The following is a 15,397-nucleotide window of genomic DNA, read 5'->3' on the forward strand; positions in this document are numbered from 1 at the left end:
GACCAACCGATGGTGGCGCGATTCCGAAAATCAGAGTAATCATGTAATCAGTATTACTTTACACAGAGGAGACCTCATGAAACCCAACGGACGCTCGTTCGGACGCCCCGGCGGCTGGCAGCACGCAGACATCCCGAATGCCACCGATGCAGCCGAGTGGTTCGGCGGCAGACTCCCCGGAACCTGGTTCGACGGGGACGCCTCGATCGAGGTCGATCGCGAGGAGATCCTCGTCGTCGGCACTCTGCCCGCCGAACAGGACAGTTCACCCGCCGCCGTCGAGGGCCGCATCGCTCGCTTTCGGGAAACTACCCGTGGTGACCGCATCCAGATCGCAGCCGAGGCCGAGAAGCGATACGGCCGCAAGGTCGCGTGGGGAGTTCGGACCGAATCCGAGGTCGTCCTGTTCACCCATCTCGCCGTTCCGGTCATGACGCGCCTGCGTCAGCCCGAGCGTCGCGTCCTCGATACCCTCGTCGATGCCGGGGTCGCTCGCTCCCGCGCGGACGCCTTGGCCTGGGCCGTGAAGCTGGTCGGCGAACACACGCAGGAATGGCTGGACGAGCTACGCGGGGCCATGGAGACGGTCGACGAGCTACGCAAGAAGGGGCCGTCGGTCTAATTCGATTGCGCGGACGTCAGGCTCGGGGTTACCGTGATCCTTGCCTTGTCGTCCACAGATTCGGAGAGGCCATTGCTCTTCCAAAGGTTCTAGACGCCTGCAGATCGTCCGCATGCACACCTTTGGAGCGCCCATGCCTCATTCATCCTCCCTTTCTGTCTCGAATCTGACGTTCTCCTGGCCCGACGGCGACCCCGTGTTCGACGCCTTGTCGGCCATCTTTCCCAGCGGCACAACAGGTCTCATCGGCTCCAATGGTGCCGGTAAGTCGACACTGCTGAAGTTGCTCGCCGGAGATTTGACGCCGCAACACGGTTCGATCTCGATTCCCGGCGTACTCGGCTATCTGCGCCAGGATGTCGCACTCGATCCCGATCTCCCAGTGGACTCGGTGCTGGCCATCGACCATATCCGAGAAGCATTGCACCGCATCGAATCCGGCACATCGACCGAGGACGACTTCACCGTCGTCGGATCTGCGTGGGATATCGAGGAGCGCGCACTGGCGTTGCTGGACAAGCTCGGACTCGGCAATATCGTCGGCTCGATCGATGACCTCGATCGACGAGTCGGCACCCTGTCGGGCGGCGAAGCCATGTTGTTGGCTCTCACCGCGCAGTTGTTGATCGAACCCGATGTCCTGCTGTTGGACGAGCCGACGAACAACCTCGATCGGGTTGCGCGAGAACGCTTGTACACAGCTGTCGACGGCTACTCGGGTGTGCTGATCGTCTGCACCCACGACCTGGAACTGCTCGAGCGGGTCGACTCCATCGCCGAGGTGCGGGCAGAGCGCAGCGGAGTCTCGCGGTTGCGCATGTTCGGCGGCAACTATCGGCACTATCGGTCGGTCATCGACGCCGAGCAGGATGCGGCACGGGCGACGGTCCGCGATGCCAAGAACGACGTCCGCAAGCAGGAACGCGAATTGATCGACACCCGAATCAAACTCGACCGACGCCTGCGCTACGGCCAGAAGATGGAAGAGCAGAAGCGCGTGCCTTCGATCCTTGCCGGACGTCGCAAGCGGGCCGCACAGGAATCGGCCGGAAAGCTGCGCGGCACCCACACCGATCGCGTCGACGACGCCCGATCATCGCTGTCGGCCGCCGAGGATCTCCTACGCGACGACCGTGAGATACGCGTCGACCTCCCGGCTACGAAAGTCCATCCTGGACAGGTGGTTCTGAACCACAACGAGGTGACTGTCGTGGGTGCCGAACGCATCGCCTTGATCGGGCCCAACGGCAGCGGCAAAACTACTCTGCTGCGGGCTCTGGACGCCACCGGGGCTGAGGTCCCGTGGAAGTATCTGCCCCAGCGACTCGACGTCTTCGACGAAGCTCGCACCGTCGCCGAGAACGTGGCCGACGTGGCACCGCACGCCACGGCCGAGAAGATCCGGGGACAACTCGCCCGCTTCCTGTTCCGCGGATCCGACGCCGACGCCGTAGTCGCCACCCTCTCCGGCGGAGAACGACTGCGGGCCGCACTGGCGCGAATTCTGCTGGCAGAGCCTGCTCCGAAACTATTGATGCTCGACGAGCCCACCAACAACCTCGACATCGCCAGCCGACAACACCTCATCGAAGCCTTGGAGACATTCGAAGGTGCGCTGATCGTCGCGAGCCACGATCGGCCGTTCCTCGACGCCATCGCCCCCACCCGCACCATCGACCTCACCCCGATCGCTGCGTCCGCCGAATCCGCCGAAGAAGCGCCCACCCTTGGGGACTCGATGTGACATTTGGTGGCCTTTGTGGGGGTCAATGTCACGTCGAGTGGACTCGAAGGAAGACAATCGCGGGGTGGAGTACGCCTCGAATGCAGACGATGGGACACGGATCGCATACACGGTGGTGGGGTCCGGGCCGCCGTTGTTGATGGTGCACGGCAGTTTTCTGACGCACACGATTTGGCGGACGTTCGGCTACGTGAAGGCGCTGCGCGGGAGTCGGCAATTGATTCTGATCGACAGTCGCGGGCATGGGCGCAGCGAGAAGCCACACACTCCCGACGCCTATGCGATGGGCAACATCGTCGGCGATCTGACTGCGGTACTCGATGCGGTAGGCGCGCCGACAGTCGACTACCTCGGGTATTCGTTCGGGGCCCGAGCCGGCTTGGCGTTGACGGCCGCGAAGCCCGAGCGAGTGCGATCACTGGCCGTCGGCGGCGGTAGTCACGGCGCTCAGGCAGGCGCGTTCGACCGCCTCTTCTTCCCTGGGTGCGCTGATGTGTTGGAGCAGCGCGGCATGGACGGGTTCCTCGAGGCGTGGAACAGCCACCGCATGTTCCCGATCGATGCAGGTACGCGAGCGGTGTTCTCCGCCAACGATGCTCAGGCCTTGGCCGCGTACATCCGAGCCAATGACGCCGATCCCGGCCTACCGGACGAGGTGTTGCAGCAGTTCAGCCAGCCGTCGCTGTTCTACGTCGGCAGCCAGGACGGTACGAGACTCGACGACACACGGGCAGCCGCCGCGCTGGTTCCGGACTCCGAATTGCACATCATCCGCGGATTCGACCACGCGACGACGATGGCCGCGTCCGCAGAGGTGCTCGGAGTCCTCGAACGGTTCTGGAGCAACTGACCTCAGGCCTTCAGCGCGGGGAACTGGTCGTCACGCCACTCGGTCTCCAGTGGCCCGACGGCAGCGTCCTCGCGGGCGCGCAATTCCACTCGGCGGATCTTGCCCGAGATGGTTTTCGGCAGCTCGAAGAACTCGATACGACGGACACGCAGGAACGGGGCCAGGTGCTCCCGGGCATACTTCAAGATCTCGAATGCCGTGTCCTCGTTGGGTTCCCAGCCCGACGCCAATGCCACATACGCCTTGGGGACGGCCAATCGCGTCTCGTCGGGAGCGGGCACCACTGCAGCCTCGGCCACTGCGGGGTGTTCGATGAGAACACTTTCGAGCTCGAACGGGGAGATCTTGTAATCGGAGGCCTTGAAGACGTCATCGGTGCGGCCGACGTAGGTGATGTACCCCTCCGAGTCCCGCGATGCGACGTCACCGGTGTGGTAGTAACCGTCGGCCATGACAGCGGCGTTGCGCTCGGGGTCCCCGAGGTAGCCGGTCATCAGGTTGAACGGATTCTGCGCCAGGTCGAGGCAGATCTCACCCTCGTCGGCGAGTTCACCGGTAGTGGGGTCGACGATCACCACCGGCACTCCGGGCAGTGGCCGGCCCATGGAACCGGACTTGAGCACCGCGCCGGGCGTATTGGCCACCAGGGCAGTGGTTTCCGTCTGCCCGAATCCGTCGCGAATGTTCAGGCCCCACTCCCGCTGCACGGTAGAGATCACCTCGGGATTGAGTGGCTCACCGGCACCGATTGCCTCACGGAGCGAACCCCCACCGCCGGTGAGGTCAGCTTGAATGAGCATGCGCCACACAGTCGGTGGCGCACAGAAGGTCGTCACTTCGACGCGTCGGATCTGCTCGAGCAAAGCCGACGCGTCGAACTTGCCGTAGTTGTAGATGAAGATGGTCGCCTCGGCGATCCACGGCGCGAAGAAGCAACTCCACGCATGTTTGGCCCAACCGGGCGAGCTGATGTTCAGGTGCACATCGCCCGGACGAAGCCCGAGGAAGTACATGGTGCTCAGATGTCCTACGGGATAGGAGATCTGAGTGTGCTCGACGAGCTTGGGCTTGCTGGTGGTTCCGGAGGTGAAGTACATCAACAGGCGGTCGTCGGGTGCAGTGACGGACTCGAACGGCCGCGCCTCCGCGGATCGAGCATCGGCGTAATCGAGCCAGCCTTCGTGTGCGGAGGTCGCGATGCGCAGGTAGTCACCGGGAACGTCGTCGAATTTGCCGGTGTCCGAGGGGTTCACGATCACGGCGCGGGCATTGCCGCGCACCACCCGATCGGTCAGATCGCTGGAGCCGATGGCCGTGGTGGTCGGCATCAGCACCGCACCCAGCTTCATCACCGCGAGCATCGACTCCCAGAGTTCGACCTGGTTGCCCAGCATCAGGATCACCGAATCGCCGCCACCGATCCCCTGCTGCTCGAGCCACCGAGCCACTTGATCGGAGCGACGCGCGATATCGTCGAAGCTGTACTTGGCCTCGCTGCCGTCCTCCTCGACGATCCACAGCGCGGTGCCGTCGTTGCCGCGGGCAATCGCGTCGAACCAGTCGATCGCCCAGTTGAACGTCTCGCCGAACGTCGGCCACTCGAAAGTTTCGACGGCTCGGTCGTACTCGCCGTATGCGTCGAGCAGTAGATCGCGAGCGTTCCTGAATGCCGTGTACGCCGATTCGGCCATGTTTCCTCCTGCGCCTGTGATGCCCATCACCGCCACGCTAAGGGAGATGAACAATCCCTCGCTACCCCCGAACGGGGGTGACAACTCGGCTAGCCTCGATCACCGTGACCATCAGATACTTCGCTATCGCATGTGCACTGGGGATAGTCCACGCCGCGTTTTCCGCCTATTGGGCTGCAGGTGGCCGATGGATGCTCGACACCGTCGGAGCCTTCGCGACGGAGTGGGTCGACTCCGAACCGGCAACGGCACGAACGGCACTGCTGGTGCTTGCACTCGTCAAACTCGCAGCGGCAATTCTTCCGGCCCTCGCGTACATGAACAGGCCCCGCCTGGCCGCACAGAACCGGACCTGGGTGCCGTCGTTGATCCTCGGCATATCCTGGCCCGGCTCTGTACTGCTGATTCTCTGGGGCGGAGCATCGTTCGTCGGCGCGGTGATCGGGTTGGTCGTCTCGGACGAGAACCGAGGCGTCAAATACGGTCACCTGTTCTTCGACGGCATATTCCTGCTCTGGGGTGCCGCGCTTCTGACGGCACTGATCCTGTCCAGGAAAGCCGCGTACCAACCGCGCTAGATCCGCTCCCCCGTCTCCGGGTGGAAGAGGTGGATCGCACCGTCGAGTCGCGTCAGTCCGATGCTCTCGCCGATCTTGGCCGGGGCACGCACTGCCGAACGCGCGACCAACGACACGGGTCCCCCGTCGAGACCCTTGACCTTCGGGTCGTCCAGGTGCGCGTAGAGGTAGGACTCGCTGCCGAGTTCTTCGATCAGATCCACCTTGCCCTCGAAGCCTTCACCGCCGCCGTGCACGATGCCGAGCTGCTCCGGGCGTAGCCCGACGGTGACGTTGTCGAGACCCAGGCTCGCGAGCTTGGTGAGCTCGTCGCGTTCGAGGGGCAGCAGGAAGCTACCGATCTGCACGCCACCCGAGCCGATGGGCACCGTCATCAGATTCATCGCCGGCGAACCGATGAAGCCGGCAACGAATGCGTTGACGGGGTTGTCGTACAAGTCTGTGGGAGAGGCGAACTGCTGCAGTTTGCCGCCGCGCAACACGGCAACACGATCACCCATCGTCATGGCCTCGACCTGGTCGTGGGTGACGTAGACGGTCGTGGTGCCGAGCCGGCGCTGCAACGCCGCGATCTGCGTACGCGTCTGGACTCGCAGTTTCGCGTCGAGATTGGACAGCGGCTCGTCCATGCAGAACACCTGCGGCTCACGAACGATGGCGCGCCCCATGGCAACTCGCTGACGCTGACCACCCGAGAGCTTGCCGGGCTTGCGGTCCAGGTACTCGGTGAGGTCGAGGATCTTCGCGGCCTCGGCCACCTTCTTCGTGCGCTCCTCGAGAGAGACACCGCGCATCTTGAGGGCGAAGCCCATGTTCTCCCCGACGGTCTTGTTGGGGTACAGGGCGTAGTTCTGGAACACCATCGCGATGTCGCGGTCCTTCGACGGCACACCCACCATGTTCTTGCCACCGATCTCGATGGCACCACCGTCGATCTCCTCGAGGCCGGCGAGCATGCGCAGAGCAGTGGACTTGCCGGAGCCGGAAGGCCCGACCAGAACGACGAATTCGCCGTCCTGGATGTCGAGGTCGAGTGAATCGACGGCCAGCTTGTCGGCACCTTCGTAGACGCAGGATGCCTTCTTGTACGTGATTGCAGCCATGAGACTTTCTCCTACTTGATTGCGCCGAAGGACAGACCGCGCACGAGCTTGTTCTGCGCGAACCATCCGGCAAGGACGACGGGAAGTGCTGCGAACGTCGCAGCAGCGGAAAGCTGGGCCCAGTACAGGCCCTGGCCGGTGATGAATCCGACGAGGTACACCGGAATCGTCTGGGCCTGAACGGCAGTGAGGTTGACCGCGAAGAAGAACTCGTTCCACGAGAAGATGACGCAGATGAGCGACGTCGCCGCGATACCGGGCGAGACGAGCGGAAGGATCACCTCGCGCACCGAGGTCCACAGCGATGCCCCGTCCATACTCGCGGCCTCGAGCAGTTCGCTCGGCACCTCGAGAAAGAACGAGCGCATCATCCACACGGCGATGGGAAGATTCATCGCGGTGTACAGCACGACCAAGGTCCAGATGTTGTCCAACATTCCGATGTCGCCGACGATGACGTACAGCGGGACGATCGCAGCGACTACCGGGAGCATCTTGGTGGAGATGAAGAAGAACAGCACGTCCTTCGTCTTCTTGACCGGTCGCAGTGACAGTGCGAAGGCAGCCGGAACACCCAGCAGCAGAACGAAGATCGTCGAGACGACCGTCGCGAACGCCGAGTTCAGCAACGTGGTGCCGATGCCGCTCTCGAGCACGCCGCGGTACTGATCCAGGGTCGGCGTGAAGAACAGCTTGGGTGGGTCGGAGTAGGCGTCGGCCTCCTGCTTGAAGCCGGTGAGAACCATCCACAGCACCGGGAAGAAGAACGCTATACCCGCGACCCAGGCCACGAAGGACCAGATCGAACCCGGACCCCACTTGCTCTTGCGCTTGATCGGCGCGGAGTCGGTCGACTTCTTGTCTACAGTTGCGGTGCTCATCACGCAGCCTCCTCGGTTCCGCTGAAGCTCTTGAAGATCAGTCTCAGCGCCAGGGTGCTGACGATGATGGTGGCCACGACGGTGACGACACCCATGGCGGCGGCCTGCCCGATGTCGAAGCCGAGGAACGCACGCTGATAGATGTAGAACGGCAGGTTCGCGCTGGCCACACCCGGTCCGCCCGAGGTCATCATGTAGACGGCGTCGAAGGTGTTGACGAGATAGATGGCTCCGAGAACAGCACCGAGCTCGATGAATCGGCGCAGATGCGGGAGGGTGAGCTCACGAAAGAGCTTGACCGGGCCCGCACCGTCGACCCGTGCCGCCTCGGCGATGTCCTTGGGCATCGACTGCAGGCCGGCGAGGATGAGCAACATCATGAACGGGGTCCACTGCCAGATCAGGTTCGCCATGACGGCGGGCAATGGGTAACGCGAGACCCAGTCGATCTGGTCCACTCCGAACGGGCTCAGGACGAAGTTGATCAGGCCGAAGACCGGATCGAACATCGTGGTCTTCCAGATCAACGCGCCTGCCACCGGGGTGATCAGGAACGGAGTGATCAGCAGCGTGCGGATCAGACTGCGGCCGATGAACTTCCGGTCGAGCAGCAGAGCCAGGAACAACCCGAGAACCACCGAGATGATGACGGTTCCGACGATCATGATCACCGTGTTGAGGGCGACCTCACGGAACTGGCTGTCCTGGAAGACCGCGACATAGTTGTTGAGCCAGTTGAACTTCTGCGAACCCGGTCGAACGAGGTTCCACGACTGCGTCGAGTAGTACAGCGTGAACAGGAACGGAACCTGGGTGACCAGAATGGCGAACACCATGGCCGGCAGCAGCGGGCCGCGGCGACGCCACCCTTCCGCCTTCGAGATCGTCCTGGGTCTCGGTACGAATTCCTCGGAATCGGCTTGCGCCGAACGTGTTTCGGTGGTGGTCATCCCTGGCCCTCCTGGTACGTCTTGCCGACCACTTCGGCGTACTGCTGCGCTTGTTCGAGCGCGTCGTGGACGCTGATTCGTCCTGCCACTGCGGCGCTGATCTGTTGGCTGACACGGGTTCCCAGGTCCTGGAACTCGGGGATGGTCAGGAACTGCACACCGGTGTACGGCACCGGATCCACCGTGGGGTTGTTCGGGTCGGCACCGTTGATCGAATCCAGGGTGACCTGGCCGTAAGCCGCGGATGCTTCCTCGTACTCGGGGATCTCGTAGGTGGACAGGCGGCTACCAGGTGGTACCCGTTCCCAACCCAACTCGTTGCCCACCTTGTTCAGGTACTCCTTGCTGGTCATCCACGAGACGAATTTCCAGGCGTCGTCCGGATTCTCGGATGTCTTCGGGATACCGAGTGCCCAGGAGTACAGCCACCCGTTGTCGCCCTTGGCTGCCGACGGTGCCTTGGCATAGCCGATCTTGCCGACGACGTTGCTCGAGGTGGGATCCTCCAACACCGACACTGCGGACGTTGCGTCGTACCACATCGCGGTGTTTCCCTGCGAGAGCTGCGTTCCGCACTCGCTGAAACCACTTGTCGCTGCACCGGCTTGACCGTGCTCACGGACCAGGTCGACGTAGAACTGAACGGCCTGTTCCACCTCTGGGCTGTTGAGCTGGGCGTTCCAGTTCTCGTCGAACCACCGTCCACCGAAGGCGTTGATGACGGTGTCGAGTGGTGCCAGAACCTCACCCCAACCGGGCTTTCCGCGCAGGCAGATGCCCGAGACATCGGGGCTGTCGAGCTTCGCTGCAGCATCGGCAACCTGCTGCCAGGTGGGCTCCTCGGGCATCGTGATGCCGGCGGCCTCCATCAGGTCCTTGCGATACATCAGGAACGACGACTCACCGTAGAACGGCACCGAGTACATGCTGCCCTCGTAGGACAGTGATTCCTTCAGTGTGGGAATGAAGTCGTCCTCGTCGTAACCCGGTGTGGCGTCGGCATACTCGGACAGATTGGTCAGCCACCCGTTCTCCGCCCACTGCGGGGTCTCGAAGTTGCTGATCATCACCACATCGAACTCACCACCGCCGGTGGCCACCGAGGCGGTGATCTTCGCGCGCGCCTCGTTCTCGGACAGCGACACGAACTTCAGATTGATGCCCGGGTTCTCCGCCTCGAACTCCGGAGCAAGGGAAATGGCATCGGACATCTGTGAATTCGAGACGATCGCAACGGTGATCGTCTTGCCATCACCGTCACCACCGAACGAGCCGGCTCCGGCACATCCGGACAGCACCAAGGTTGTCGCGAGCGAGGCCGCGACAGCCACTTTCGGTAAAACCCTCACTGAAATACCCTTCCATTGGAGGTTGCCGTTGCAGGAGCTTGCGCAACGAGCCAACGTGCACTTTCGATGTCGGTCACCAGGATCGAGGCCAGTCCGCCGCGCAGAGCACCGAGCAGCGCCTCGTGTTTACGTTGTCCACCGGTGACGAGCACAGCCCGATCACACGCCCTGATGGCGTCGAGCCCCACCGACACGGTTCGGCCGGGGAGCGATCCTCCGGTGTCCTGTCCGTCGGCGTCGTAGAACCGCCCGCCGATCTCGCCCACCGCGCCGAGGCGGCGCAGTTCGTCGAGAACCTCGAGGTCGATGAAGCTGCCCTCGAACAACGTGGTGGAGGTGGAAACGGGACCGATGCCGTACATCATCACATCGGCATCGGCCCCGGCTTTGAGGGCGCGAGAGATCACGGAATCCTGCTCCAGCGCAACCACTGTCGCCTGGTCGGCGTACAACGGAGCATTGAGCCGGATGGGCGTCGCCTGTAGATAGGCAGCGCACCGCCCGAGTGTGTACTCGACACCGGTCTGATAGTCGGCCGAGGTGATGGAACCGTCGAGTTGCACCACCGCAGCACATTTGGTGGACCTGGTCTTGAGCGAACTCGCGACGGCCACCGTTTCGGGTCCCCAGGTGAAACCGAGAACGTCCTGATCCTTGAGTCGACGGGAGAGCAACGTCGCTGCCGCGCGGCCCAGAGACCCGTAGCCGGCGTCCGTTCCGTCGATGACGTCCGAGACGACCAGTACCTCGGTGAGTCCGTACTGCGCCTCGAGCTCACGCTCGACGTCCGCGTGCACGGTGCCCTGCAAATCGTCGGGGACGTTGATCTCGATCGTCACGAGCCCTTGGGAACGGGCCCGCGCGACCAACCGTCCTGCGGTCGGGCGCGAGACACCCAGCTTCACGGCGATCTCGGCCTGCGTCGCACCTTCGAGGTGGTACATGGTGGCGGCGCGCAGAGCCAGACGGAGATCCTCTCCGGACCGCGTGGACTTTGCCCCATTGGGCTCCGATCCGTCCATGACGCCTCCCCGGTTTGTGAGCAGATGCTCAGCTCGTGTTCATCTGCTCATTAAGCTAACATTAAGGTGTGATCTACACAACACCCCCTCGCGACCAGCGGTCCGTGCCACAGTCCATGCAGGCCAGCGTTCTCACCGGCGTGCACGAGATCCGACTCGAAGAACGGCCCGTCCCCACACCCGCACCCGATGAGGTTCTCGTGCAGGTCACGGCCGTGGGGGTGTGTGGATCCGATGCGCACTACTACCGGGAGGGACGCATCGGCGACTACGTGGTCGACGGCCCCCTCGTGCTCGGGCACGAGGCTGCGGGCGTGATCGTGGCCGTGGGCTCCGACGTCCCCGACACCCGCGTCGGGCAGCGCGTGTCCATCGAGCCGCAACGACCGGATCCCACCAGCGCCCAATCCCGCGCCGGCCGATACAACCTGTGCCCGGCCATGGAATTCTTCGCGACCCCGCCCATCGACGGTGCACTGGCGGAATACGTGCTGATCCAATCGACGTTCGCGCACGCCGTTCCGGACACCATCTCCGACGAGGCCGCAGCTCTCTTCGAGCCGCTGTCGGTCGGCATCGCATCGGTACAGAAGGCGAAAATCTCGGCCGGTTCGAGCGTGCTCATCGCCGGCGCAGGCCCCGTCGGGATCGTCACCGCACAGGTGGCCCGGGCCTTCGGAGCCACCGAGGTGATCGTCACCGACCTCGACGCCTCCCGCCGCGCCAACGCCGCAACTTTCGGCGCAACACGAGTCCTCGACCCCACCACCGAGGACGTGCGTGCGTTGTCGGTCGATTCCTTCATCGACGCATCCGGTGCGGCGCGGGCGGTGTTCGACGGCATTCATGCGGTGCGGCCGGCCGGCACCGTCGTCCTCGTCGGCATGGGCGGATCCGACTACCCCCTACCGATCTCGGTCATTCAGAACCGAGAGTTGGTGCTCACCGGAGTCTTCAGATACGCCAACACGTGGCCCATCGCACGCGACCTGGTGGCGTCGGGCATGGTGGATCTCGACGCGATGGTGACGGCGCGGTTCGGACTCGACGGCGTCGAAGATGCATTGAACGCGGACAAGCTGGCCGGAAGCATCAAAGCTGTTGTGATACCTGGTTATCGAGGAGAAGGAAAGAACGCATGAAGCTTCGGGCGAGCACTCTGGCAGAATTCCACACCGACGTCGAGGTACCGACCTACGACCGGGCCGCAGTCACCACGGGGATCGTGCACTTCGGCGTCGGCGGCTTTCACCGCGCCCACCAGGCCATGTATGTCGACCGCTTGCTCGAGCGCGGCGAGGCGTCGGACTGGGGGATCTGCGGTGTGGGTGTACTGCCGCACGACAAGAAGATGAAAGAGGTTATGGATCAGCAGGACTGCCTCTACACCCTCGCCCTCAAGCACTCCGACGGCACCTGGGAAACTCGCGTCATCGGGTCGATCGTCGAGTATCTGTTCGCCCCCGAGGATCCCGAGGCCGTCATCGAGAAGATGGCATCCGAGGCGGTGAAGATCGTCTCGCTCACCATCACCGAAGGCGGCTACAACTTCTCCGCCACCACCGGGGAGTTCGACGAGAAGAATCCGGCGATCGTCGCGGATCTCGCCGACGGTGCCGTGCCGGCAACAACTTTCGGACTCGTCGTCGAAGCTTTGGCTCGTCGGAAGGATCGTGGCATGAAGCCGTTCACGATCATGTCCTGCGACAACATCGAAGGCAACGGCCACATGGCGCAATCGACGTTCACGACGTTCGCGCGCCTGAAGGACCCGACGTTGGCCGAATGGATCGCGGCGGAGGGCGCATTCCCCAATTCGATGGTGGATCGCATCACGCCGGTGACGACACCGGAAGTGATCGAACAACTTTCGTCGCGATACGCCATCGAGGACCAGTGGCCCGTCGCCGGTGAGCCGTTCACGCAGTGGGTGCTCGAAGACAACTTCACCCTCGGCCGTCCACCCCTGGAGGATGTGGGCGTGCAGGTTGTCGAGGACGTCACTCCCTACGAGCTGATGAAGCTGAGGCTGCTCAATGCCAGCCATCAGGCCCTCGCATATTTCGGCTATCTCAGTGGCTACCGCCTGGTGCACGAGGTCTGTCAAGATCCGCAGTTCGCTGCGTTCTTGCTCGCCTATATGGACGAGGAGGCAACGCCCACACTGCAGCCCGTGCCCGGTATCGATCTGACCGAGTACAAGCACACGCTCATCGAGCGGTTCTCCAACCCGGAGATACGCGACACCGTAGCGCGACTGTGCGCCGAGTCCTCGGATCGAATTCCCAAGTGGCTGTTGCCCGTCATCCGCAAGAACCTCGAGACCGGCGGTGAGATCGTCCTGTCCACCGCGGTCGTCGCGAGTTGGGCTCGCTACGCCGAGGCCGTCGACGAGTCCGGCGAGCCGATCCAGATCGTCGACCAGCTGAAGGACTCACTCGTTCCGATCGCGCAAAGCCAGCGTGAGAACCCCACGGCGTTCATCGCGAACCGCGCAGTGTTCGGCGATCTGATCGACAACGAACGATTTGTCGCCGAATACACGAAACAGCTGACATCACTTCAGGAGAACGGTGCGCGCGCAACCCTGGAGGCGCTCATGTCGACTCACTGAATTTCTCGGTGTCTCGGACCTGACCGGAGACGATGACGGTATCGCCCGCACCGATCACCGTGTCCGCTGTTGCGTAGGTGAACCCTTCACCCAGACGCTTGACTGCGACGACGGTTACTCTGTGCTTGGTACGGATTCCGCTCTCGCCCAGAGTCTTTCCTATCAGTGAGGCCGGCGGTGAGGTCTTCGCCATGGCGTACCCGTCGTCGAACTCGATGTAGTCCATCATCCGACCACGTACCAGGTGAGCTACTCGCTTACCCATGTCGTGCTCGGGCCTGACGACGTGGTGGACGCCGATCTGGCTGAGAATCTTGGCGTGTGCGTTGCTCAGAGCCTTGGCCCAGATGGTCGACATCGACAGATTCACCAGAGCCGATGCGGTGAGCAGGCTCGCTTCGAGATTGGAACCGATACCCACGACGGCACGGTCGTACTCGTGCACCGACAATTGCCGAAGAGACTCCTCGTCGGTGGTATCGGCCACCACAGCATGCGTCAAACGGTCTGCCACGCGTTGCACTACGGCCTCGTCGCTGTCGACGCCGAGCACCTCGACTCCCTGGTCCATCAGTTCCAGTGCGAGAGACTTACCGAAGCGGCCGAGACCGAGAACGACGACGACATCGGAGGATGGTTTCCTAGCCAATGAACGGCCTTTCCGTGGGAAGCGTGTAGCGCCGTCCGCGGTCGCGGGCGGCGAGGGCACTGACCAGAGTGATGGAACCGATGCGGCCCAGATACATCAGGATTATCAGGACCACCTGACCCCAGCCGGGTAGTTGTGCGGTGATTCCGGTGGACAGGCCTACCGTCGCGAACGCCGAGACGACCTCGAAGAGCAGCACGTCGAGATCGAAATTCGTGCCGGCCAACAGCGCCACGACCGGCAGCATGACCAACGCGACGCCGATCAACGCGACGGTCAACGCCTGACGTTGCACGCGCGCGTCGATTCGACGACCGAACACCGATACCTCACGGTCACCGCGGATCTCGGCCAGAATGACGAACAGCAGTAGGGCGAACGTGGTGACCTTGATGCCACCCGCCGTTCCGCCGCTGCCACCACCGATGAACATCAGGACGTCGGTGACGAGCAGGGTCGCGTTGTCCACATCCGCATAGTCGACGCTGTTGAATCCTGCGGTGCGAGGCATGACGCCCTGGAACGTCGCGACGAGCATCTTGTCCCAGAAGCCGAATCCATCCAAGGTCCTCGACCACTCGAAGAGCAACACCACCGTGGGTCCGAGAATCAACAGAACACCGGTGACCGACAGCGTCATTCGAGTGTGCAGTGACCATCGCTTGCGTGCCCGAACACCGCCGGCACGTGCGCGGAGGTGACGGGCGATCTCGAAAAGAACCGGAAATCCGATGCCTCCCAACACGACCGCGATCAACAGCGGCACACAGATCCACGGGTCGGTGGCGAACCCGATCATGTTGTCGCTGAAGAGCGCGAATCCAGCGTTGTTGAACGCCGAGACGGCATGGAAGATCCCCAGCCACAGTGCGCGACCCGGTGGCTCGTCGTAGCCGATGACGAAGCGCGCCGCCAGGACGATCGCGACGACACTCTCGATGATCAGGCTGGTGCGGAACACACCGACGACGACACTCCTGACGTCGCCCAGCCCGGATGTGCGAACCTCGGCGGCCGCGTTGAGCCTGCTTCGCAACCCGATTCGATCGGCCAGCACCAATCCGACCAACGACGCGATCGTCATGATCCCGAATCCGCCGATCTGGATCAGGCCGAGGATCACACCCTGCCCGAAACCCGACCAGTACACCGGCGTGTCCACCACGATCAGTCCCGTCAGACTGACCGCCGAGGTCGAGGTGAACAATGCCTGCAGAATATCGGTGTCGTACCCGGGCACGGTGGCCGCCGGAATCATCAGCACTGCGGCTCCGACCAGGATGGCCAGTGCGAATCCCGACGCCATGAGCCGGACCGGTGTCGGCCGGAAGACCGTGGACCATC

General features: G+C 63.1%; 14 protein-coding genes. 6 read left to right on the forward strand and 8 right to left on the reverse strand.

Annotated features, from left to right (window positions below):
* The first annotated feature begins 76 nt into the window (after positions 1–76).
* The 3 genes from CH286_RS06400 (at position 77) to CH286_RS06410 (ending at position 3,216) form a co-directional block, all read left to right on the forward strand.
* Positions 77–622, forward strand: coding sequence for a hypothetical protein (locus tag CH286_RS06400; RefSeq protein ID WP_094608698.1), 546 nt, complete (start codon positions 77–79; stop codon positions 620–622).
* Between the two features lie 133 nt (positions 623–755).
* Positions 756–2,366, forward strand: coding sequence for an ABC-F family ATP-binding cassette domain-containing protein (locus CH286_RS06405; RefSeq protein WP_094608699.1), 1,611 nt, complete (start codon positions 756–758; stop codon positions 2,364–2,366).
* A 64-nt stretch (positions 2,367–2,430) separates the two neighbouring features.
* Positions 2,431–3,216, forward strand: coding sequence for an alpha/beta fold hydrolase (locus CH286_RS06410; RefSeq protein ID WP_094608741.1), 786 nt, complete (start codon positions 2,431–2,433; stop codon positions 3,214–3,216).
* A 2-nt stretch (positions 3,217–3,218) separates the two neighbouring features.
* Here the strand turns inward: CH286_RS06410 and CH286_RS06415 are convergent, their stop codons facing one another.
* Positions 3,219–4,907 carry an AMP-binding protein gene (locus CH286_RS06415; protein ID WP_094608742.1) on the reverse strand — a complete coding sequence of 563 codons (1,689 nt, stop codon included), beginning with the start codon at positions 4,905–4,907 and terminating at the stop codon, positions 3,219–3,221.
* A gap of 104 nt (positions 4,908–5,011) precedes the next feature.
* Here CH286_RS06415 and CH286_RS06420 point away from each other — a divergent pair, with 104 nt between their 5' ends.
* Positions 5,012–5,485: a DUF3995 domain-containing protein gene (locus tag CH286_RS06420; protein WP_207309280.1), complete on the forward strand. Its 474-nt coding sequence runs from the start codon at positions 5,012–5,014 to the stop codon at positions 5,483–5,485.
* Here CH286_RS06420 and CH286_RS06425 read toward each other — a convergent pair.
* From CH286_RS06425 to CH286_RS06445, 5 genes are read right to left on the reverse strand one after another with little or no spacing between them, the layout of a single operon-like run.
* Positions 5,482–6,588 carry an ABC transporter ATP-binding protein gene (locus CH286_RS06425; protein ID WP_032374789.1) on the reverse strand — a complete coding sequence of 369 codons (1,107 nt, stop codon included), beginning with the start codon at positions 6,586–6,588 and terminating at the stop codon, positions 5,482–5,484. The two genes, CH286_RS06420 and CH286_RS06425, sit on opposite strands and share 4 nt — an antisense overlap.
* An 11-nt stretch (positions 6,589–6,599) precedes the next feature.
* On the reverse strand, positions 6,600–7,469 hold the full coding sequence (locus CH286_RS06430) for a carbohydrate ABC transporter permease (protein WP_032405243.1): 870 nt from the start codon (positions 7,467–7,469) through the stop codon (positions 6,600–6,602).
* Positions 7,469–8,419 carry a carbohydrate ABC transporter permease gene (locus CH286_RS06435; protein ID WP_032405242.1) on the reverse strand — a complete coding sequence of 317 codons (951 nt, stop codon included), beginning with the start codon at positions 8,417–8,419 and terminating at the stop codon, positions 7,469–7,471. Before CH286_RS06435 ends, CH286_RS06430 begins: the two co-directional genes overlap by 1 nt.
* On the reverse strand, positions 8,416–9,768 hold the full coding sequence (locus CH286_RS06440) for an ABC transporter substrate-binding protein (protein ID WP_230592636.1): 1,353 nt from the start codon (positions 9,766–9,768) through the stop codon (positions 8,416–8,418). The genes CH286_RS06435 and CH286_RS06440 overlap by 4 nt, the downstream gene beginning before the upstream one ends.
* Entirely contained in the window at positions 9,765–10,790 is a 1,026-nt protein-coding gene (locus CH286_RS06445; protein WP_032405240.1) for a sugar-binding transcriptional regulator, read from the reverse strand. Before CH286_RS06445 ends, CH286_RS06440 begins: the two co-directional genes overlap by 4 nt.
* A gap of 116 nt (positions 10,791–10,906) precedes the next feature.
* On the opposite strand from CH286_RS06445, the gene CH286_RS06450 reads away from it, so the two are divergent.
* Together CH286_RS06450 and CH286_RS06455 are read left to right on the forward strand one after the other, a co-directional pair.
* On the forward strand, positions 10,907–11,932 hold the full coding sequence (locus CH286_RS06450) for an NAD(P)-dependent alcohol dehydrogenase (protein WP_094608700.1): 1,026 nt from the start codon (positions 10,907–10,909) through the stop codon (positions 11,930–11,932).
* A complete protein-coding gene (locus CH286_RS06455) occupies positions 11,929–13,404 on the forward strand; it encodes a mannitol dehydrogenase family protein (RefSeq protein WP_094608701.1) in 1,476 nt (491 codons plus the stop codon). Before CH286_RS06450 ends, CH286_RS06455 begins: the two co-directional genes overlap by 4 nt.
* Here CH286_RS06455 and CH286_RS06460 read toward each other — a convergent pair.
* Positions 13,388–14,053 carry a potassium channel family protein gene (locus CH286_RS06460; RefSeq protein WP_094608702.1) on the reverse strand — a complete coding sequence of 222 codons (666 nt, stop codon included), beginning with the start codon at positions 14,051–14,053 and terminating at the stop codon, positions 13,388–13,390. The two genes, CH286_RS06455 and CH286_RS06460, sit on opposite strands and share 17 nt — an antisense overlap.
* Positions 14,046–15,359: a TrkH family potassium uptake protein gene (locus CH286_RS06465; RefSeq protein WP_052057862.1), complete on the reverse strand. Its 1,314-nt coding sequence runs from the start codon at positions 15,357–15,359 to the stop codon at positions 14,046–14,048. Before CH286_RS06465 ends, CH286_RS06460 begins: the two co-directional genes overlap by 8 nt.
* Between the last annotated feature and the right edge of the window lie 38 nt (positions 15,360–15,397).

Origin of the sequence: Rhodococcus sp. WWJCD1 (assembly GCF_002258735.1) — a bacterium.
In the GTDB taxonomy this organism is placed as follows: Bacteria; Actinomycetota; Actinomycetes; order Mycobacteriales; family Mycobacteriaceae; genus Rhodococcoides.